This is a genomic window from Pseudomonas sp. Marseille-P9899 (assembly GCF_903166565.1).
Lineage (GTDB): Bacteria > Pseudomonadota > Gammaproteobacteria > Pseudomonadales > Pseudomonadaceae > Aquipseudomonas > Aquipseudomonas huaxiensis.
This window is the reverse complement of the sequence record NZ_CAESCG010000003.1, coordinates 677,350-695,652: the sequence shown is the minus strand read 5'-3', so window position 1 is coordinate 695,652 and position 18,303 is coordinate 677,350. Positions and strand designations below refer to the sequence as shown.

General features: G+C 65.3%; 17 protein-coding genes. 8 read left to right on the top strand and 9 right to left on the bottom strand.

Annotated elements, in window-relative coordinates:
- Positions 1-82: 82 nt before the first annotated feature.
- Entirely contained in the window at positions 83-802 is a 720-nt protein-coding gene (locus HWV67_RS18900; RefSeq protein WP_175652331.1) for an OmpA family protein, read from the bottom strand.
- Between the two features lie 90 nt (positions 803-892).
- Positions 893-1,591 (bottom strand): OmpA family protein, encoded by a 699-nt coding sequence (locus HWV67_RS18895; RefSeq protein WP_175652330.1) that lies wholly within the window; start codon positions 1,589-1,591, stop codon positions 893-895.
- 159 nt (positions 1,592-1,750) lie between these two features.
- Here HWV67_RS18895 and HWV67_RS18890 point away from each other — a divergent pair, with 159 nt between their 5' ends.
- The 8 genes from HWV67_RS18890 to HWV67_RS18855 all read left to right on the top strand — a co-directional run bounded on the left by HWV67_RS18890 (position 1,751) and on the right by HWV67_RS18855 (position 9,531).
- On the top strand, positions 1,751-2,245 hold the full coding sequence (locus HWV67_RS18890) for a DUF6231 family protein (RefSeq protein ID WP_175652329.1): 495 nt from the start codon (positions 1,751-1,753) through the stop codon (positions 2,243-2,245).
- 4 nt (positions 2,246-2,249) lie between these two features.
- A complete protein-coding gene (locus HWV67_RS18885; RefSeq protein ID WP_175652328.1) occupies positions 2,250-2,726 on the top strand; it encodes a YchJ family protein in 477 nt (158 codons plus the stop codon).
- A 5-nt stretch (positions 2,727-2,731) separates the two neighbouring features.
- A complete protein-coding gene (locus HWV67_RS18880; protein ID WP_175652327.1) occupies positions 2,732-3,205 on the top strand; it encodes an LEA type 2 family protein in 474 nt (157 codons plus the stop codon).
- A 5-nt stretch (positions 3,206-3,210) separates the two neighbouring features.
- The gene (locus tag HWV67_RS18875) at positions 3,211-3,414 is read left to right on the top strand and encodes an SEC-C metal-binding domain-containing protein (RefSeq protein WP_095154922.1); all 204 of its coding nucleotides are present in this window, start codon (positions 3,211-3,213) and stop codon (positions 3,412-3,414) included.
- Positions 3,415-3,533: 119 nt separating this feature from the next.
- Positions 3,534-4,175: a glutathione binding-like protein gene (locus HWV67_RS18870; RefSeq protein WP_110971833.1), complete on the top strand. Its 642-nt coding sequence runs from the start codon at positions 3,534-3,536 to the stop codon at positions 4,173-4,175.
- A gap of 116 nt (positions 4,176-4,291) precedes the next feature.
- Positions 4,292-6,724, top strand: a complete 2,433-nt coding sequence (locus tag HWV67_RS18865) for a penicillin acylase family protein (RefSeq protein WP_175652326.1) — start codon at positions 4,292-4,294, stop codon at positions 6,722-6,724.
- Positions 6,725-6,856: 132 nt separating this feature from the next.
- Entirely contained in the window at positions 6,857-7,876 is a 1,020-nt protein-coding gene (locus HWV67_RS18860) for a ligase-associated DNA damage response exonuclease (protein WP_175652325.1), read from the top strand.
- Positions 7,873-9,531, top strand: a complete 1,659-nt coding sequence (locus tag HWV67_RS18855; protein ID WP_175652324.1) for an ATP-dependent DNA ligase — start codon at positions 7,873-7,875, stop codon at positions 9,529-9,531. Before HWV67_RS18860 ends, HWV67_RS18855 begins: the two co-directional genes overlap by 4 nt.
- On the opposite strand, the gene HWV67_RS18850 is transcribed toward HWV67_RS18855, so the two are convergent.
- Genes HWV67_RS18850 through HWV67_RS18820 form a run of 7 tightly spaced genes read right to left on the bottom strand, consistent with a single transcriptional unit; the run spans position 9,524 to position 17,771 of the window.
- A complete protein-coding gene (locus tag HWV67_RS18850; protein WP_175652323.1) occupies positions 9,524-11,020 on the bottom strand; it encodes an MFS transporter in 1,497 nt (498 codons plus the stop codon). The genes HWV67_RS18855 and HWV67_RS18850 overlap by 8 nt on opposite strands.
- Positions 10,917-11,906: a prephenate dehydrogenase dimerization domain-containing protein gene (locus HWV67_RS18845; protein ID WP_175652322.1), complete on the bottom strand. Its 990-nt coding sequence runs from the start codon at positions 11,904-11,906 to the stop codon at positions 10,917-10,919. The genes HWV67_RS18850 and HWV67_RS18845 overlap by 104 nt, the downstream gene beginning before the upstream one ends.
- A gap of 2 nt (positions 11,907-11,908) precedes the next feature.
- On the bottom strand, positions 11,909-13,918 hold the full coding sequence (gene pabB / locus HWV67_RS18840) for an aminodeoxychorismate synthase component I (protein WP_175652321.1): 2,010 nt from the start codon (positions 13,916-13,918) through the stop codon (positions 11,909-11,911).
- A gap of 3 nt (positions 13,919-13,921) precedes the next feature.
- Positions 13,922-14,230, bottom strand: a complete 309-nt coding sequence (locus tag HWV67_RS18835) for a chorismate mutase (protein WP_175652320.1) — start codon at positions 14,228-14,230, stop codon at positions 13,922-13,924.
- Positions 14,231-14,239: 9 nt separating this feature from the next.
- A complete protein-coding gene (locus HWV67_RS18830) occupies positions 14,240-15,502 on the bottom strand; it encodes an aminotransferase class I/II-fold pyridoxal phosphate-dependent enzyme (protein ID WP_175652319.1) in 1,263 nt (420 codons plus the stop codon).
- On the bottom strand, positions 15,499-16,344 hold the full coding sequence (locus HWV67_RS18825) for a N5-glutamine methyltransferase family protein (protein ID WP_175652318.1): 846 nt from the start codon (positions 16,342-16,344) through the stop codon (positions 15,499-15,501). Before HWV67_RS18825 ends, HWV67_RS18830 begins: the two co-directional genes overlap by 4 nt.
- On the bottom strand, positions 16,341-17,771 hold the full coding sequence (locus HWV67_RS18820; protein ID WP_175652317.1) for an NAD(P)/FAD-dependent oxidoreductase: 1,431 nt from the start codon (positions 17,769-17,771) through the stop codon (positions 16,341-16,343). The genes HWV67_RS18825 and HWV67_RS18820 overlap by 4 nt, the downstream gene beginning before the upstream one ends.
- Between the last annotated feature and the right edge of the window lie 532 nt (positions 17,772-18,303).

Here is an 18,303-nt window from a genome sequence, read left to right as displayed (position 1 = left end):
GCCTTGCTCCTGAAGGGTTCGCGTCAGCCGTGGCGATCCGCCAGGAGACAGACTGCCACCATAACGGCTGACGCCGCGCCGATCAATTGAGGTGCAGCTCTACCCGGCGATTCTGCGCACGGCCAGCGTCGGTTTCATTGTCTGCGACCGGCTCGCTTTCGCCGCGCCCCTGGCTGGTGACTTTCTGCGGCGACACGCCCTGGCTGATGAGGTACTCGGCCGCGGCGCTGGCGCGGCGCTCGGAGAGCCGCTGGTTGTAGGCGTCGGTGCCCTTGCTGTCGGTGTGCCCGACCACGCGGATGCGGGTCACCGCCGGGTTACTCAGGCGCTCGACCAGCGCGTTCAGTTGTTGCTGCGCGGCCGGCATCAATTCGGCCGAGTCGAAGGCGAACAGCACATTGCCCTGGTCACTGAGGGTAATGACTTCCTGCACCGGCTCAGGCTCGGCGACTTTTTCCGACACCGGGTACTGCGGCAGTGGGCAGCCGTTGTGGCTGACCGGGGTATTGGCCGGGGTGTCCGGGCAGCGGTCGCGGCGGTCGAACACGCCGTCGCCGTCTTCGTCGCCATCATGGGCATAGCAGATCAATCCGCCGGCAATGACCCCGGCAGCACCACCGCCTGCCGCCCAGGCCGAGCTTTCGATGGCGCCGAGTCCACCGCCCACCAGGCCGCCGAGCAGGCTGCACAATGGCCAGGTCCGTTGATTGAGTGGTGCGCTTCCATCGCTGTGGGTCGCGCAACCGGAAAGCAAGCCGGCCGCCAACAACACGGGAAGCGCGGCTCTGGTAAGTGCGGTCATGGGGAAATGCCTCCTGTGTTACTGGCTATTACCAGCACACAGGAGTAAAGACCGGCCCGCGGCACTTCACAAGCCACGGGCCGCGAGGCTTCAACGCTCGATGCGGATTTCCGTGCGGCGGTTCTGTGCCCGGCCGTCCGCGGTGCGGTTGTCGGCTTCAGGCTGACTTTCACCGGCACCGCGCACCGACACGAAGCTGGCGCGTGGCACGCCGGTTTCAATCAGGTACTCGGTCACCGAATGCGCCCGGCGCTCGGAGAGTTTCTGGTTGTAGGCGTCAGAGCCGACGCTGTCGGTGTGCCCGGTCACGCTCAGTCGGGCGCTTGGCGCTTCCTGTTTCAGGCGAGTGGCGATGGTGTTCAGGCGAGACTTGTCAGCCGCGGTCAGCTTGGCTGAATCGAACTCGAAGTGGATGTCACGGATAACGATGGTCTCTTCCTTCACGACCACCACTTCTTCAACCACTGCGACCGGTGCAGGCTCTGGCGGGCAGCCGTTGGCATCGACCTGGACACCACGCGGCGTGCCTGGGCACTTGTCGCGGCTGTCCGGCACGCCATCGCCGTCTTCATCGCCATCACCATGGACATAGCAATAAGCCGCGGCCATGGTGCCGCCCACCAATGCGCCCCAACCGGCCCAACTGCTGCTCTCGATCGCGCCCAATGCGGCGCCACCGACGCCTCCGACGGCAGCACACTTCGGCCAGTCGGTTTTTTGCAAACCTGCACAACCAGTCAATACGCTGGCTAGCAGAACCAGAGGTAAAGCTGTGCGAACTATGCTCATTTGTTGCATCTCCCAGGAGGATTCGGTGCAAAACCGATGCTCTGGGAGTAAAGACCGCAGCGTCCATCTCCGCCAGCAATAAGCCATGACGCAACCACCGCGCCCCTTTGCCTTGGCGCCGTGGCCCGCTAGTCTTGGCGGATCAGATGAGGACCTTCAATGACCGAGAGCTTTTCTTCGCGCACGCCGCAACAGGCCCTGGCCGCGCTATTGGAACACCATGCCCCGCAACGCCTGTTGCTGGTGGGCACACGCTTCCCCGCCCTGGAAGCCTTCGCCGCCGCGCACCCGCAGGCCAGCATCGATGTCGCCGCACCCGGTCCGCTGCCGGCGGATCTGGCGGGCAAGCGCTACGACCTGGCGCTGCTGGTGGACTGCCTGGAGCACCTGCCCAAGCGCAACGGCCTGGAATTGGTGGGCGGCATCCGCAACCTCAATGCCAACCGCATCGCCGTGCTGGCCGACCTCGCCGCCAGCGGCTGGGAAGACACTGATTTCTACTCGCTGGCGCTGCAGGCCAACGAGCGTTTCCAGCGTGATAACCAGGTCCTCGGCCTGTTCAGCTACGATCTGCGTGACTATAAACAGGTACCCGACTGGCTCAACGCCAAGTTCTGGGCCAATCCGCAAAACTTCGGCAAGTACTGGTGGTGACGCGATGAGTGTTTCGGTTTGTCCCTGCGGCAGCGGCAACCTGGTGGATACCTGCTGCGGGCACTATCACGCCGGGCACCCGGCCCCGGACGCCCAGACGCTGATGCGTTCGCGCTACAGCGCCTACGTGCTGGGCCTGGTGGACTATCTGGTGAAGACCACCCTGCCGGTGCAACAGGCCGGCCTCGACCGCCCGGCCATCGCCGCCTGGAGCGCGCAAAGCACCTGGCTCGGGCTGGAGGTGGAATCGGCGGAGGTCTTCGGCGGTCAGCCCGAGCACGCCTTCGTCACCTTCACCGCGCGCTGGCATGACGCTGATGGCGAACACAGCCACCGCGAGCGTTCGGCCTTCGTGCAGAACCAGGGCCACTGGTACTTCATCGACCCGACCGTCGGCCTCAAGGCCGGCCGCAACGACGCCTGCCCCTGCGCCAGCGGGCAGAAATTCAAGAAGTGCTGTTCCAGTTATGTAGGCGGATAGCGACCATGCGCCGTCTGGCCCGTCTGTCAGTGCTCATGCTCCTGCTGAGCCTGACAGGCTGCGCCAGTTGGCTGGACAGCGACTTCCGCGATCCCGAGGTGCACCTGATCAAGGTGGAAACGGTCAAGGCGCGGCTGATGCAGCAGCGCTTCATCCTTCACTTTCGTATCGACAACCCCAACGACAGCGCCTTGCAGGTTCGCGGTCTGAGCTACTCGGTACGGTTGAATGAGCTGCTGCTGGCCCAAGGCGACGACGGCCAGTGGCTGCGGATCGACGCCCACGGCCGGCGCACCGTCCAGGTCGAGGTGCGGACCAACCTCTGGCAGCACCTGAAACCGCTGGCGAAGATGCTGCGCGCCCACCGGCCGCTGCACTACCGCCTCGAAGGCACCCTGCGCACCGGATTATTCTTCACCCGCGACCTGCACTTGTCCCGCAGTGGTGAGATAATTCCCGGCGATTTTGTCCCGGAGTAACCCAGATGACCCAGCAACCCCACGTTCACGGCCCTGATTGCAATCATGATCACGACCATCACCACGATCACGACCACGGCCATGTGCACGGTCCGCACTGCAACCACGCGCCCCAGGAGCCGGTGCGCAACACGTTGAAAGATGTCGGCCGCAACGACCCTTGCCCCTGCGGCAGCGAGAAAAAATTCAAGAAGTGCCACGGCGCCTGAGTGTGACTTCCTGTAACAGCGGTCGCGCTTTGTGATATCCATAACGCCGACCGCTGCGCCCTGGCGCGGCAGAACGACGGCAGCATGCGCCATGCTGCCGTTTCCTGATGGAGCGCCTCATGATCGATCTGTACTACTGGACCACCCCCAACGGCCACAAGATCAGCCTGTTTCTTGAGGAGACCGGCCTTCCGTACCGGATCCACCCGATCAACATCGGCAAAGGCGAGCAATTCGCCGCCGACTTCCTGAAGATTGCCCCCAACAACCGTATTCCGGCCATCGTCGACAACGACACCGCCGACGGCCAGCCACTGTCGCTGTTCGAATCCGGGGCCATCCTGCTTTACCTCGCCGAAAAAACCGGCCAGTTCATCCCGCAAGACCTGCGCGGTCGCCAGGAAGCCCTGCAATGGCTGTTCTGGCAAATGGGCGGTCTCGGCCCGATGGCCGGGCAGAACCACCATTTCAATCGCTTTGCACCGGAAAAGATCCCGTACGCCATCAAACGCTACGTCGACGAGACCAAACGCCTCTACGGGGTGCTGAACAAGCGCCTGGAAGACCGACCGTTCGTCGCCGGCGAGGCGTACAGCATTGCCGACATGGCGATCTATCCGTGGATCGTTCCGCACAAATGGCAAGAGCAGAATATCGACGACTTCCCGGCCCTTAAAGGCTGGTTCGAGCGCATTCAGGCCCGTCCTGCCACCCAGCGCGCCTACGCCCTGGTGGAAAAGATCAACCCGCCGCAGCCATAAGCCCGCGTCACCGGCGCGGTGCTTTGCAAATAAAGCCCGCGCCCCCGCTTGCATGGGGCCATCGCGCTCACTAACGTAGCGCCTTTCAGCCGCCACCCCCTTGCAGGAGCTTTGCCATGGCCTCGCCAGCCTTTCCCCTTTCACGTCTTCGGTTCGGCGTCGCCGCGGCCGCACTCGGGCTGCTCAGCCTGGGTGGTTGCCAGATGGGCAACGTTCGCGACAGCGTGCCACCGACCGTCGGGGTCGAGCCGCTCAAGGGCCTGGCGCAGAACGTTTCGGTACGGCGCAATGCCCAGGGCATGCCGCTGATCGAAAGCAGCTCCTTCCATGACGCCCTGTTCAGCCTCGGCTACGTGCACGCCTCCGACCGCATCGGCCAGATGCTCGGCATGCGCCTGCTGGCCCAGGGTCGGCTGTCCGAGATGGCTGGCGCCGAGGCGCTGGACGTCGACCGCTTCATGCGCGCCACCAACCTGCGCCAGAGCGCGACCCAACTCTATGCCGACGCCTCGCCGCGCCTGAAGCGCTTCTTCGAGGTCTATGCCCGCGGCGTCAACGCCTACCTGTTCCGCTACCGCGAAAAACTGCCGTCGCCGCTGGCCGGCTACCGCCCGGAGTACTGGAAAGCCGAGGACTCGGCGCTGGTCTTCGCCCTCTACAGCTTCAGCCAGTCGGTGAACCTGCAAGAAGAAATTGCCGCCCTGACCCTCGCGCAGAAAGTCGGTGCCGACAAACTGGCCTGGCTGCTGCCCAACTACCCAGACGAACCGCTGCCGGAGGCCGAGGCCGACAAGCTCAAGGGCCTGAACCTCGCCAGCCAGTTGACCGGCCTGGCGCCGGTGGCGGCGGTCAGCGCGCAACTCGCCGCGTTCAACGTGCTCGGCAATGCCAACTCGGCCAACTGGGCCCTCGGCCCGCAGCGCAGCCGCAGCGGCCGCAGCCTGTTGGCCAGCGACAGCCAGGGCGGCTGGGTGTTGAGCCCGGTGCAGATCCGCACCACCAAGTACCAGGCCGCCGGTTTCACCCTGCCCGGCCTGCCTTTCGTGCTCGCCGGTTTCAACGGCAAGCTGGCCTGGAGCGGCAGCGCGGCCATGGGCGACAACCAGGACCTGTACCTGGAAAAACTGCGTCGCCAGGGCAGCCAGTTGCTCTACGAAGTGGACGGTCGCTGGCAGCCTGCGCGGGCGCGCAACGAAACCTTCTTCGTCAAGGGCCAGCGCCCGCAGCGCGAAGTCATCTACGAAACCGGCCACGGCGCCCTTCTCACCGGCGACAAGGGCGGCCTCGGCCTGGCGCTGCGCATGCCCGACCTCAAGGGCGACAAGAGCCTCGACGCGTTCTTCGACCTGTCGCGGGCGCAGAACGTCGAGCGCGCCTTCGACGCCAGTCGCGAGATCGGTGCGGCAGCGCTGAACATGGTCTTCGCCGATGCCAGCAACATTGGCTGGCAAGTCACCGGCCGCTACCCCAACCGCCGCGAAGGCCAGGGCCTGCTGCCCTCGCCGGGCTGGGACAGCCGCTACGACTGGGACGGCTACGCCGACGCCATGCTCCATCCGTACGACCAGGACCCGCCGCAAGGCTGGCTCGGCAACGCCAACCAGCGCAGCGCACCACGCGGCTACGGCATGCAGTTGTCCAACAGTTGGTCGTACCCGGAGCGCGCCGAACGCCTCGCGCAACTGGCCGGCAACGGCAAGCACGACAGCCGCAGCCTTATCGCCATGCAGAACGACCAGACCACCCTGTTCGCCAACAAACTCAAGGCCATGTTCGAAGCGCCGGGCATGGCCCAGCCGTTGAAAAAAGCCATCGACAGCCTGCCGGCCGAGCAGAAGGCCCGCGCCCGCGAAGCCTACACCCGCCTGATGGCCTTCGATGGCCGCCTGAGCCAGACCTCGGCCGACGCCGCGGTGTACGAACTGTTCCTTCAGGAAAGCACGCGGCTGACCTTTCTCGATGAACTCGGTCCGGAGTCGAGCCCGGCGTGGCAGGCATTCGTCGCCAATGCGCGGCTGTCCTATTCGGCCCAGGCCGACCACCTGCTGGGTCGCGACGACAGCCCGTTCTGGGATGACCGCACGACCCCGGCGAAAGAAGACAAACCGACCATTATTGCCCGCAGTCTGGCCGCGGCGATCAGTGCCGGTGAACAGCAACTCGGTGCCGACCGCAAGACCTGGCAATGGGGCAAGCTGCACCAGTACCAATGGCCGACGGCCAACCTGCATGGCCTGGGCGACAACCTCAGTCGACGGCCGCAAGCGGTGGGCGGCGACCACAGCACGCTGAACCCGTCGACCTATGCCTGGGGCCAGGACTTCAAGGCCAGCCTCGGCCCGGCAGTGCGCATGGTGGTGGACTTCGGCCAGGTCGAGCCACTGCAATTGCTCACCAGCAGCGGCCAGTCCGGCAACCCGGCTAGCCCGCAGTTTGCCAACGGCCTGGATGCGTGGTTCCGCGGGCAGTACCAGAGCGTGCCGCTGCAAACGCAGAACTATGAGCGGGCGTATGGCAGCAAGCGCCTGACCTTGGTGCCGGGGAAGTAATTTATCGGCCTTGAGGGCCTTATCGCTGCGGTTCGGTCCCCCGACAAACCAGCGATAAAGCCCTCAAAAACACCGAACTTCCCCAACCCGTAACCGCTCTACCGATACAAGCCCTCCACCAGCAGCCCTGCCATGGACCTTGTCATCGCCCGCCCCGAAGGCCTCTACTGCCCGCCCGGTGATTTCTACATCGATCCCTGGCGCCCCGTGGAACGGGCGGTCATCACCCATGGCCACGGCGACCACGCCCGCACCGGCAATCACCATTACCTCTGCGCCGAACCCGGCGCCGGCATCCTGCGCGCCCGCCTCGGCGCCGACATCAATCTGCAAACCCTGCCCTACCGCGAACGCCTGTCGCACCACGGCGTCACCCTGAGTTTCCACCCCGCCGGCCATGTGCTCGGCTCGGCCCAGGTGCGCCTGGAATACCAGGGCGAAATCTGGGTCGCCTCGGGGGACTACAAGGTCGAAGCCGATGGCACCTGCGCGCCGTTCGAGCCGGTGCGTTGCCACACCTTCATCACCGAATCCACCTTCGGCCTGCCGATCTACCGCTGGCAGCCGCAAGCCGAGGTGTTCGGTGAAATCAACGACTGGTGGCGCGCCAACCAGACCCGCGGCAAAGCCAGCGTGTTGTTCTGCTACGCCTTCGGCAAGGCCCAGCGCATCCTCCACGGCATCGACGCCAGCCTCGGGCCGATCCTCGCCCACGGCTCGGTCGAACCGCTCAACCGGGTCTACCGCGAAGCCGGCATCGCGCTGCCATTGACGCAATACGCTGGTGACATCCCGCGCAACGACCCCCTGCTGCGCCAGGCCCTGATCATCGCCCCGCCCTCGGCCGGCGGCAGCACCTGGATGCGCCGCTTCGGCGATTACAGCGATGCCTTCGCCAGCGGCTGGATGCGCCTGCGCGGCACTCGTCGGCGGCGCGGGGTCGATCGCGGCTTCGTGCTGTCCGACCACGCCGACTGGCCGGGCCTGCTCTGGGCCATCGCCGAAACGGGCGCGCAGCGGGTGATGGTCACCCACGGCTCGGTCAACGTGCTGGTGCGCTATCTCACCGAGCTGGGACTCGACGCCCGTCCCTTCGTCACCGAATACGGCGACGAAGACGACGCACCGACCGCAGCGCAGGCCGAGGCATGAAAGCCTTCGCCGAGCTGTACCTGCGCCTGGACGCCACCACCTCCAGCAACGCCAAGCTGCAAGCCCTGCAGGACTACTTCAGCCAGGCGCCAGCGCGGGACGCCGCCTGGGCGGTGTACTTTCTCGCCGGTGGTCGTCCCCGACAATTGGTGCCGACCCGCGTACTGCGCGACATCGCCACCCGCCTGGCGGCGCTGCCGGAATGGCTGTTCGAGGAGAGCTATCAGGCCGTGGGTGACCTGGCCGAAACCTTCTCGCTGCTGTTGCCCGAGGCTGAATACAGCAGCGACGCGGGCCTGGCGCACTGGGTCGAAGACGAACTACTGCCGCTACGCGGCCTGCCGGCGGAAACCTTATCGGAGCGCCTGCCGCAGCTCTGGGCGCAACTGGACCGCAACAGCCTGCTGGTCTGCCTGAAGCTGATCACCGGCAGTTTCCGCGTCGGTGTATCGAAGCTGCTGGTCACCCGCGCCCTGGCGCAACTGGCCGGCCTTGACGCCAAGCAGGTAGCCCAGCGCCTGGTCGGCTACACCGACCTCAGCCACCGGCCCACCGCAGACGACTACCGCGCGCTGGTCGCTCCGGCCTCGGCGGACGAGCATGCCCAACGCGGCGGCCAGCCTTATCCCTTCTTCCTCGCCCATGCCATGCAGCAGCCAGTCGAGCAGTTCGACGACCTGCTCGGCCCGGTCAGCGACTGGCAGGCGGAATGGAAATGGGACGGCATCCGCGCGCAACTGGTCAAACGCGACGGTCAGTTGTGGATCTGGTCGCGGGGCGAAGAACTGGTCACCGAGCGCTTTCCCGAGCTGCACGCGCTGGCCGCGAGCCTGCCCGACGGCACGGTGCTCGACGGCGAGATCGTGGTGTGGAAACCCGATCCCGACACAGACGCCATCGCCGTCCAGCCCTTCGCCCTGTTGCAGCAACGGATCGGCCGCAAGACCCTCGGCAAGAAGCTGCTGGCCGATGCGCCGGTGGCCCTGCTCGCCTACGACCTGCTGGAATGGCACGGCGAAGACTGGCGCAACCGACCGCAGCACGAACGCCGGCGGCAACTGGAAACCGTGGTCGGCCAGATCCAGGACGCGGTGCTGCAACTGTCGCCCGTGCTCGCCGCCAGCGACTGGGCCGACCTCGCCCGCCAGCGCGAGAACTCCCGCAGCCTCGGCGTCGAAGGGCTGATGCTCAAGGCCCGCGACGCCCTCTACGGCGTGGGCCGGACAAAAGACATGGGCGTGTGGTGGAAATGGAAGATCGACCCCTTCACCGTCGACGCCGTGCTGATCTACGCCCAGCGCGGCCACGGCCGCCGCGCCAGCCTCTACAGCGACTACACCTTCGCCGTCTGGGACGCCCCGCCCGGCACGCCGGAACGTACTCTGGTGCCGTTCGCCAAAGCCTATTCCGGGCTTAGCGACGCCGAGATGCGCGGCGTCGACGCGATCATCCGCAAGACCACCATCGAGACCTTCGGTCCGGTACGCAGCGTAACCCCGACCCTGGTCTTCGAGCTGGCCTTCGAAGGCATCGCCCTGTCCCGCCGCCACAAAAGCGGCATCGCCGTGCGCTTCCCGCGCATGGCGCGCTGGCGCCAGGACAAGCCGGTTGAAGAAGCGGATGACCTGGCGACGTTGCAGGCGTTGCTCAGCTAGGCGAACGCAGGCAGCGCAGGGTCAGCAGCGCAAACGCCAGCACCGTCAGCGCCACCGCGGCACTGGTGAGCGACACACCTTCGCGGAACGCCGCGTCCGCCGCCTGCAACAGCGCCGCCGCATGCTCGCCGCTGCTGACCGTGCGCGCACCGCCCAGGGTTGCCGCCGCGCGGGTCGCCTCGTCCGACAGCCCTTCGGGTAGCACCAATGACAACCGGTACAGCGCCGCGACCGCGCCGCCGATCAGCGTCGTGCCCAGCACTACGCCCACCTCATAGGCCGTTTCGCTCACCGATGACGCACTGCCCGCGCGCTCGGCGGGGACCGAACTCAACACGAGGTCATTGGAGACCGTGGTGATCGCCGCAACACTGATATTGAGCAGCACGAAGGCCACGCAGACGCTGACCACACTGGCCTGAACCAACGCCATCACCGCGAACGCCAAGGCCCCGAGCAGCAGGCACGCCGCCAGCAAGCGGTTAGGCGCGACATTGCGCGCCAACGGCACCACGGCCATGCCGGCGATGATCGCCAGCACCTGACCGGGCACCAGGATCAGGCTGGCGGCCAGCGGTGCCATGCCGAACACCAGTTGCAGCAGTTGAGTGGCGAAAAAGATGAAGCCGATCAGCAGCCCCAGGCTCACCAGGTTCACCGCAATGCACACGCTGAAGGAGGTGTTGCGGAACAGGCGCAGGTCCAGCAGCGGTTCTTCCAGGCGAAACTGCCGCCGCACGAACAACAGGCCCAGCCCCACGCCGGCCACCAGCAAGAGCAGGGCCTGGAGGTCGATGCCGGTCGTTGCACCATGCTTGAGCGCCAGCATTACGCCGGTCATGGCGCCGAGGCTGAGCAGGATGCTGAGGTAATCCGCCGAGCCTCCGGGCTGCCGTTGCGTTTCATTGAGCGACGGCGCCAGCACCAGGACCGGCAGCAAGAACGGCAAGGCCACGAGGAACACCGAAGGCCAGTCGAAAAACTGCAGCAGCACACCGCCCAGCAACGGCCCCAGGGCCGAACCGAGGGTCAGGCAGGTGGCCCAGACCGCCACGGCCACCCGCCGCTCTTCACGGTCGCTGAAGGCACTGCGGATCAGCGCCAGGGTCGCGGGCAGAATCATTGCCCCGAATATGCCCAGCAAGGCGCGTCCGCAGATCAGTTGCCAGGCGTGCACCGACAGCGCCAGCAGCAGCGAGACCACCGCGAACCCGCCGCACCCGATGAACAACATGCGCCGGTGGCCGACCCGGTCGCCGGTGCCGCCCATGGTCACCAGAAGGCCGGCCAGCACCAGCGAATAGGCATCGATCATCCACAGCTGGCCAGCAGCGGACGGGTTGAGCGCCACGGCAATGCGCGGCAACGCGAAATTGAGAATGGTGTTATCGATAGTCACCAGCAGAACGGGCAGCATGATCGCCAGCAACGCCAGTGCTTTCGTGCGGTTGCCGAGGATCGCGTACAACGGGCTCGCTGCTTCTTGCATGGAGTGCTTCTCCTTGAGGTGTATTCAACAACGTGAAGATTCCGGCACACGCCTGGCCGTAGTGTTCGACCCCAACGCCAAGGTAGCGGCGCACGGCGTCCAGTTCGACGCTGAAATTCTCCGGCGTGTCCTGCCGGCAGAACTGATGCAGCAGGTCCAGCCCCTTGGCCAGTTGTTCGCGCTGACGCGCGGCGTTGCGGTTGTGCTTCTGGATATCCCAGTAGGTCTCGGGCGGGTTTTGCAGGATGCGGGCGGCGAGGCTGAGCAGGGTTTTCATCGGCGGCGGCGCCAGCGCCGCGATCAGCGCCGGATCGCATTCGCTGTGTTGCAGGGCGACGGCGAAGGCGAGGATCGCCGCATGGGGCAGCGTCTGGCAGACCGCCATGGTGCGGTCATGCTCGTCGGGAGCCAGGCGGGTGACAAGCATGCCGCGCTCGACCAGCAGTTGCTCGAACCATTCACCCGCTTCGCTGCGCCCGCGCTCGCAGAGCACCAGCGGCCGCCCGCAGCAATCGAGGGTCGGCGAAAACATCGGGTTCAGGCCCAGCGACGGCACCTCGCAAAACAGCCGGGAGGCGCTTAGCTGGAACGGTGTCTGCACCGAGCAGGTGTTGACCAGCACCCGCAACGCAGGCATGGCACCGGCGTAACGCTCCAGCACCTGCAAGGCCGCTTCTTCCGGCAGAGCGATGATCAGCGTGGTAGCGGCCCTCAGCAGTTCCGGCGCCTGTTCGGTCAACAGCAGCGCGTCCATGACCCGCTGATCGAGGCCCGACGGTGCGGCCACCCGGTCGATGATGATCGGCGCATGGCCGGCGTCCGCCAGAAGGCCCGCCATGAAGTGGCCCACACATCCCGCGCCGCCAATGATCAGAGTTTTTTCCATGTTCATCCCTTGATGCTGTGAAACGGAACGCTCGCTTTCACCAGTGTTTCCTCCATTTCGTCGGCAGGGTCGGAGGCCGCGACGATCGCCCCGCCGATACCGAAAGTGGCCATGCCGTCCCTCACCACCGCCGTGCGGATGACCACACTCAGTTCGGTGTAGCCGTCCATCCCGATCCAGCCCAGGGCGCCAGAGTAAACGCCACGGGCGGAGGCTTCGAGCCGGTCGATGATAGCCATCGTGCGCACTTTCGGCGCGCCGGTCATGGAGCCACCCGGAAAGCACGCCTTGATGGCGGTAAAGGCATCGACGCCCGCACGCAGTTGCCCCTGCACGGTGGACACCAGTTGGTGGACCGACGAATAGCTTTCAATCGAAAAGGCGTCCGGGACCTCCACCGAACCCGCCACGCAGATACCGTTGAGGTCGTGCCGGACCAGGTCGACGATCATCAGGTTCTCGGCACGGTCCTTGGCTGACGCGGCCAGCTCTTCGCGCAGCGCCTGATCCGCCACGGGGCTGCTGCCGCGCGGGCGGGTGCCCTTGATCGGCCTGGAGCGGATACCGCCAGTGGCGTCGATCTTCAGGAAGGTTTCCGGCGAGGCACTGAGGATCGCGAAGGCACCGGTGTCGATATAGGCGCCGTAGGGCACGGGGCTGATAGCACGCATGCGCTTGTAAACAGCCAGCGGCGTATCCGGGCAGACCATACGGGCGCGATTGGTCAGGCAGATCTCGTACGACTCGCCTTCGGTGATTTGCGCCAGGCAGGCCCTGACTTTTTCCTGGTAGGCGCTTGAGCCGTCGGCGAGGTTCAACGCTGCCTCGGCCACCGGGCCCGGCGAAAACGCGGCGTCGGCGGCGCGGCTAACCGGCGGCACGGGCTTGAGCGCCAAACGCTCGCCCCAGAGGTGGCAGAGATAACCGACGCCAAGCTGGTGATCGAACACGATCATGTTTTTCGGCAGGTACAGCAGGCTGTCGGGCAGCGGCGAGACGTGCAGGTTTTCAGCGCCATTGAGCGCCTTGAGTTCATACCCCAGATAACCCACCAGCCCGCCACGAAACGGAAACGGCGCCTGCGGCCAGCACGCGGGACGCAACGAGGCGGTGACCCCGGCCATCAACTCGAAGAAGTCACCCGCCAGCGAGGTCTTCCCCGCCGGCCCTTCGATCGTCAGCAGCCGTTGCTCGACGTTATAGCTGAACACCAGCGCCGCATCGGGATCGCAGGCGCCCATCAGCGAGTAGCGCGCCCTGCTGCGCTCGGCCCGCTCGCTGTCGAGCCAGAACGCCGCCGTGCAGTCGCCGAACTGGTGTTCGAAGGTGGCCAGCGGATCGGCAGCGGGGTCCATCAGCCGATAGTCCGGAGCGAGCGTCGACGGGCCGCCCGCCAGGCGCAGGGCATGGGCCACCTGTTTCTCGATAGCGCCTTTCTGGCACTGCTTCACCATGCGCAGGAAATTGCCGAAGAGCCGCTTGCCGTGCTGCGAGTCGATGGACTCCGGATGAAACTGCACGCCCCAGACCGGGCGCTGCCGATGGGCCAGCGCCATGACCAGCCCACACTCGGAACGGGCCGTCACCTCCAGTGATTCCGGCACTTCGGTGCACACCAGCGAGTGGTAGCGCACCGCCGCGAAGTCCTGCTCGATACCTTCGAACAGGCCGGTGCCGGCGTGGCGGATCCGGGTCCTGTAACCGTGCACCGGCGCCGGTGCGTGCTCCACCTGCCCGCCGAAAAAGCAGTTGATGCCCTGATGCCCGAGGCACACGCCCAGCACCGGGAGACCGGCATGTTCCAGGACCTCCCGGCACACACCGAAATCCCCGGGGCGGCCGGGATGGCCGGGGCCGGGCGAGAGCACCACGGCGTCGTACCGGTCCAGTTTCAGTTGCGCCAGGCTGTGGGTGTTGGGCACCACCACCGGGTGCTCGCCGCAGACCTCATACAGGTACTGGGCGATGTTGTTGGTGAAAGAGTCGAGGTTGTCGATGATCAGTACGCGCATCGCTCATCCCTCGTCCTTTGCCGCGCTGGCCATGATCCGCAGTTCTTCATCGCAGGTTTCATCGATGATCAGACGGAACAACCGGTCGACATAGTCCGGGCGCAATTGCCTCGCGCTGGACAGCGAGCGCACCAGGTCAAGCGTCGAGCTGATGCGCTGCGGTTGCATCATCGAAATGCCATGGGCTGATTTCAGCCTGGCGATGCTTCGGCAGAGCTGCATTCGCTCGGCCAGCAGATCGACCAGTTGCCCGTTGATCCTGTCCAGTTGCGCCCGGTGCGAGCCCAGCACTACAGCGGCATCGTTCGACATGGTTCATTCCTACACGGCCTGCGCGTTCAGGTGCTGGTTGAGCTGCAGCGCCAGGGTGTCGATCTGGGCCGGGGTATGGGCGGCGGACACCGCGCAGCGCAGCATCGCCTTGCCGCTTTCGACGATGGGGTAGAACACCGGAAACATCACCAGTCCCGCCGTCCTCAATCCCTGGGCGGCAGTGACGCCCTGACGCTCGCTGGCGAACAGGGCACCGCGGATCGGCGCGCACAGGTCGGCGTTCATCATCGGCTGTGCGACGCTCTCATCCAGCCGCCGGACATTGCGCCACAGCCTCTGCTGTAACGTGTGGATGTCGGAAGACAGGTGAATCTGCGCGGCCGCCACGTTCGCCGCCAGCATGGGCACCGCGATGCTGTGACCGAACACCAGCGGGTTGGCCAGCGCCTGCAGTTGCCGGGCGTCGTAGCCGGGCCGCAGCACGATGAAGCCTCCCGCCCCACCGAACGCCTTGCTCAGGGAGCCGGCGATCAGGGTGTTGGCCGGCAGCCGGTGGCCCAGGTTTTCGAAGGCGTAGCCGGCGCCATGGCGCCCGGTGATCGAGATGCCGTGGGCGTCATCGACGTACAGGTAGCCGCCGTGGGTGCGCAGCCGTTCGCTTAGCCGGGCCACCGGCAGCAGGCCGGACATCGAGCCCACCCCGTCGATCAGCAGGACCGGTGTCACGCCCTGTTGGTCGCAGCCACGCAGCACCTCTTCGACGGCGTCGATATCCGCGGTGTCGACCCGGCATACCGGACCGAACTGCTCCAGCACCCCGCGCAAGACCTGCATCGAGGCGTGGGCCGTGCGATCCACCAGCCACATGACGCCCTTGTCGCGAACGGGATAGCCCTCCATCACCCCACTGCCCAGCAGCGGCAGGACGCCCAGATGGGCATTGCTGGTGGACGTGAAGACCGTGACGCTCGCCCCGTCGTAGATCTCCGACAGCAGTTGCTCCAACTGGCGCAGGTACACCGGACTCATCGCCCCGCGACTGGCCGACAGGTGGATGCCGATCCGCTCCAGCGCCTCCCGGGCGGCCAGGATCAGCGCCGGGTGACTTTCCAACCCGAGGTAGGAGCAGGACACGAACTCGGTACAGGTCGAGCCATCGGCCAGGGTCAGTTCCTTGCCCTTGCGCGAGACCACATCGAATCCGGTCAGGCCACCGGCGGCGGCCGTGCCCAGTGCATCGCTGGTTCGTTGATGGCGCAGCCCCATCCAGGTGTCGCCCTTGCCCGTGTTGTGCTTGCCGTATTGATTCATGCGCTTCTCCCTACGCTGAAAACGGAGGGTCCGGTCGCATCGCTGAAGTCATCGTCCACGCAATGACTGATCAACTGAAAACCGTGCCTCCTCATTAAGGTTTCAACCTGCTCCACCTGGGCCTCGCCGTGCTCGATGAGCAAGGCGCCCGCAGGCTTCAGCACGGTGCTGGCCAGCCGGGCCGAGGCCTCGATCAATTCGCCACCCTCGTCCCGGGCGTAAATGGCGCCCGGCGGGTGATGACAGCTCCACTCCGGTAACAGGTCGGTGTGCGGTGCGACGTACGGCGGGTTGGCGACGACCACATCGATCAGCCCGCAATCGTGTTCGAAGGGGGCGGCCTGGGTGATGTCCGCCGCCATCAGGCTAAGGTGGCGCTCGGCACCGAGCCGGCCGATATTGCGCTGCAGATAGGCCTGGGCAGTGGGGTCGGATTCAACGCAGGTCACCCGCGCGCCGCTCGCCGACCAGATCGACAACCCCAGCGCACCGACCCCGGCACACAGGTCATACACGCGAGAATGGGAATCCAGCCGCAGGTTGCGCTCGATCCAGCGCAGCATTGCCAGGCTCTGGCACCGGGGCACGAACGTCCCGCTGCCAACCGTCAGGCGCAGAAAGCCGAAATCGGCGTAACCGAGAATGTGCCCCAGCGGAATGCGCGCGCAGCGCTCCGCCACATCGGCGTGAAAAGCCTGCACCCGTTGCTCGTCGAAGCGCTCGACGCCGTACAAGTGCTTCGCCACCAGCGCCGCCGTATCGGCACCGGGATCCCAGACCCCGGCGTCGGCCAGTGCACGCAATGCCGTCGCGCGGTGCCCTGCGATCCATGCCGCGGTCATGACCACGCCTCGTAGTAACGGGCCAGTCGCTGGAACATCGAGGGGTACAGCCAGGAGAAGGCAATCAGCTCCGGCGGCGGCGTGAAGCTCGGGTGCAGTGCCTCGACCAGCCGGGTGTAGTTCTCGTTCATGCCGCGATCCAGCAGCGGCATCCAGTAGGGTTTGATATCCCAACGGTATTCGTAACCGGTGGCGAACATCTGCCGCACGGTTTCCGCGAGGGTGTCGGCGCGCGACGAGACCTGCAGCGGCGCCCGTAGCGGGGTGAAAGCCGACAGGTCGAGCTTGTTGTCGCGGCCCTCGATCTGGTCTGCGATCCAGGCCGCTAGCAACGGCGACTGGTGCAAGCCGTCACGGTAGGTACCGGTGACCATCCACAGGCCGTCGTATCCACACGGCCCTATCAACGGAAATCCATCGGCGGCGATCGGCCGGTTGCCCACCTGGATATCCACGATTTCCGCGTCATGCAGGTCGAGGTTGAGCTGGTCTACAGCGCAGTCGAGGAGGAACTGCACGTCGGAAACCAGGGCCTGGGTGCGCGGTTGTTCCGCGAGGATATTGGTGGCGCCGAGGTAGAGCAGGTCATCGCCCCGGGGCAGACAGTGCAAGCCACAGGCAAAGGCACGATTGGGCGTGCGGATCACGGTTTCAGGCAGTTTTTGCCCGGCCTTGGGCCGCAACAGCAGCGACACGCCATAGCCGGCGAACAGCGGCGGGATTTTGCGCCCCACGTCCTCCAGCTCGTCGAACAGGTCCAGTGACTGCACGCCCGCCGCCACCACTACGTGTTTTCCCGCGATAGAGCGGCCGTCATCCAGCATCACGCCGGTGGCGACGGCCCCTTCCACGAGGATCTTGCGGGCCGTTGCATCGATGATCGTGCCGCCGGTTCCCAGTAATGCCGTATCAAGTTTCTCCAGCAGTAAGTGGGGATCGATTGCGTTTTCATCCGGAATGAACAGCGCGCGCATCGGCCTGACCAGATCATTGGCCTTGATCCACTCAAGTTCATCCGGCGCCACCGAAGTGTGCAGTACCTGGAAGTCGCGCAGGCTCTGTTCAATGGCGGCATAGTTGGCACTGTCAACTTCCGCCATGCCCGCGGAGTTTAGAATTACATGCGTTCCACAAGCTGCCAGTAATCCCTTGTTATTGCTGCTGGCAGTTGAAAGGCGCTCTTCCCACTCGGCCCACAGGCTTTTCGCCTGTATATCCATGACCAACTTCAGGCGCCCATACTCCGAAGACAACAGTGTCTTGGTCACCTCACCGAAACAGCCATTCATCGCCCCCGCAGCCCGGGACGCCGCATTGCGCGGGGCAGTCTCGCCCACGCGGCAGACCGAAAGCCCCCTGCTAGCCAGTTCGAATGCAATGGAGCCACCAATCGCCCCACTCCCGACTACAACAACGTCGTACACCATGGTCATCTCCAACATTAATTTCAAAGAATAAAGTCAGATCCGCCAGTGTTCAGACAGGCAACAACCGCAGCCGGGAGGCACATTCACATCGGCCTTCTGGCCTCTCGCACATCAATAATAAAAACACTGCAAGCCTGGGCAGCACACCTCACGGGAGACCTTAAGAGACTCTGTTCCGGCCGACAATAAACAATCGGCTCGACCATGAACTTTGGGAGATGACCGTCACCCGTTTCGCACACGATATAAACAGTTCAAACATGCAGACTGTTTTAGTGAGTCACATGAGACCCGGCCACGCCGTGCTGCAAGACAGTGCAGTGAGAGGCTCGAACCGCGCGAGGCACGCACTGTAAAAACGCACACCGCCGCCAAACCGCTTTCCCCGCACGACAGGCACCGCCCGAGGTGCCCGGATAAAGCCTCCAGTGCAAGGTATCCCTCAGAGTGGTGCAAAACTTGCTATCACTGTGATGTCGGGCCGCGACCGGTAACGGTGCACGGCCACTCCAATATTTCGCCGCTTCTCAAG

Bases quoted from the DNA above. Each gene is read 5' to 3' on its own strand.
- HWV67_RS18900 (WP_175652331.1), bottom strand. From the start codon at position 802: ATGACCGCACTTACCAGAGCCGCGCTTCCCGTGTTGTTGGCGGCCGGC.
- HWV67_RS18895 (WP_175652330.1), bottom strand. From the start codon at position 1,591: ATGAGCATAGTTCGCACAGCTTTACCTCTGGTTCTGCTAGCCAGCGTA.
- HWV67_RS18890 (WP_175652329.1), top strand. From the start codon at position 1,751: ATGACCGAGAGCTTTTCTTCGCGCACGCCGCAACAGGCCCTGGCCGCG.
- HWV67_RS18885 (WP_175652328.1), top strand. From the start codon at position 2,250: ATGAGTGTTTCGGTTTGTCCCTGCGGCAGCGGCAACCTGGTGGATACC.
- HWV67_RS18880 (WP_175652327.1), top strand. From the start codon at position 2,732: ATGCGCCGTCTGGCCCGTCTGTCAGTGCTCATGCTCCTGCTGAGCCTG.
- HWV67_RS18875 (WP_095154922.1), top strand. From the start codon at position 3,211: ATGACCCAGCAACCCCACGTTCACGGCCCTGATTGCAATCATGATCAC.
- HWV67_RS18870 (WP_110971833.1), top strand. From the start codon at position 3,534: ATGATCGATCTGTACTACTGGACCACCCCCAACGGCCACAAGATCAGC.
- HWV67_RS18865 (WP_175652326.1), top strand. From the start codon at position 4,292: ATGGCCTCGCCAGCCTTTCCCCTTTCACGTCTTCGGTTCGGCGTCGCC.
- HWV67_RS18860 (WP_175652325.1), top strand. From the start codon at position 6,857: ATGGACCTTGTCATCGCCCGCCCCGAAGGCCTCTACTGCCCGCCCGGT.
- HWV67_RS18855 (WP_175652324.1), top strand. From the start codon at position 7,873: ATGAAAGCCTTCGCCGAGCTGTACCTGCGCCTGGACGCCACCACCTCC.
- HWV67_RS18850 (WP_175652323.1), bottom strand. From the start codon at position 11,020: ATGCAAGAAGCAGCGAGCCCGTTGTACGCGATCCTCGGCAACCGCACG.
- HWV67_RS18845 (WP_175652322.1), bottom strand. From the start codon at position 11,906: ATGGAAAAAACTCTGATCATTGGCGGCGCGGGATGTGTGGGCCACTTC.
- pabB (WP_175652321.1), bottom strand. From the start codon at position 13,918: ATGCGCGTACTGATCATCGACAACCTCGACTCTTTCACCAACAACATC.
- HWV67_RS18835 (WP_175652320.1), bottom strand. From the start codon at position 14,230: ATGTCGAACGATGCCGCTGTAGTGCTGGGCTCGCACCGGGCGCAACTG.
- HWV67_RS18830 (WP_175652319.1), bottom strand. From the start codon at position 15,502: ATGAATCAATACGGCAAGCACAACACGGGCAAGGGCGACACCTGGATG.
- HWV67_RS18825 (WP_175652318.1), bottom strand. From the start codon at position 16,344: ATGACCGCGGCATGGATCGCAGGGCACCGCGCGACGGCATTGCGTGCA.
- HWV67_RS18820 (WP_175652317.1), bottom strand. From the start codon at position 17,771: ATGGTGTACGACGTTGTTGTAGTCGGGAGTGGGGCGATTGGTGGCTCC.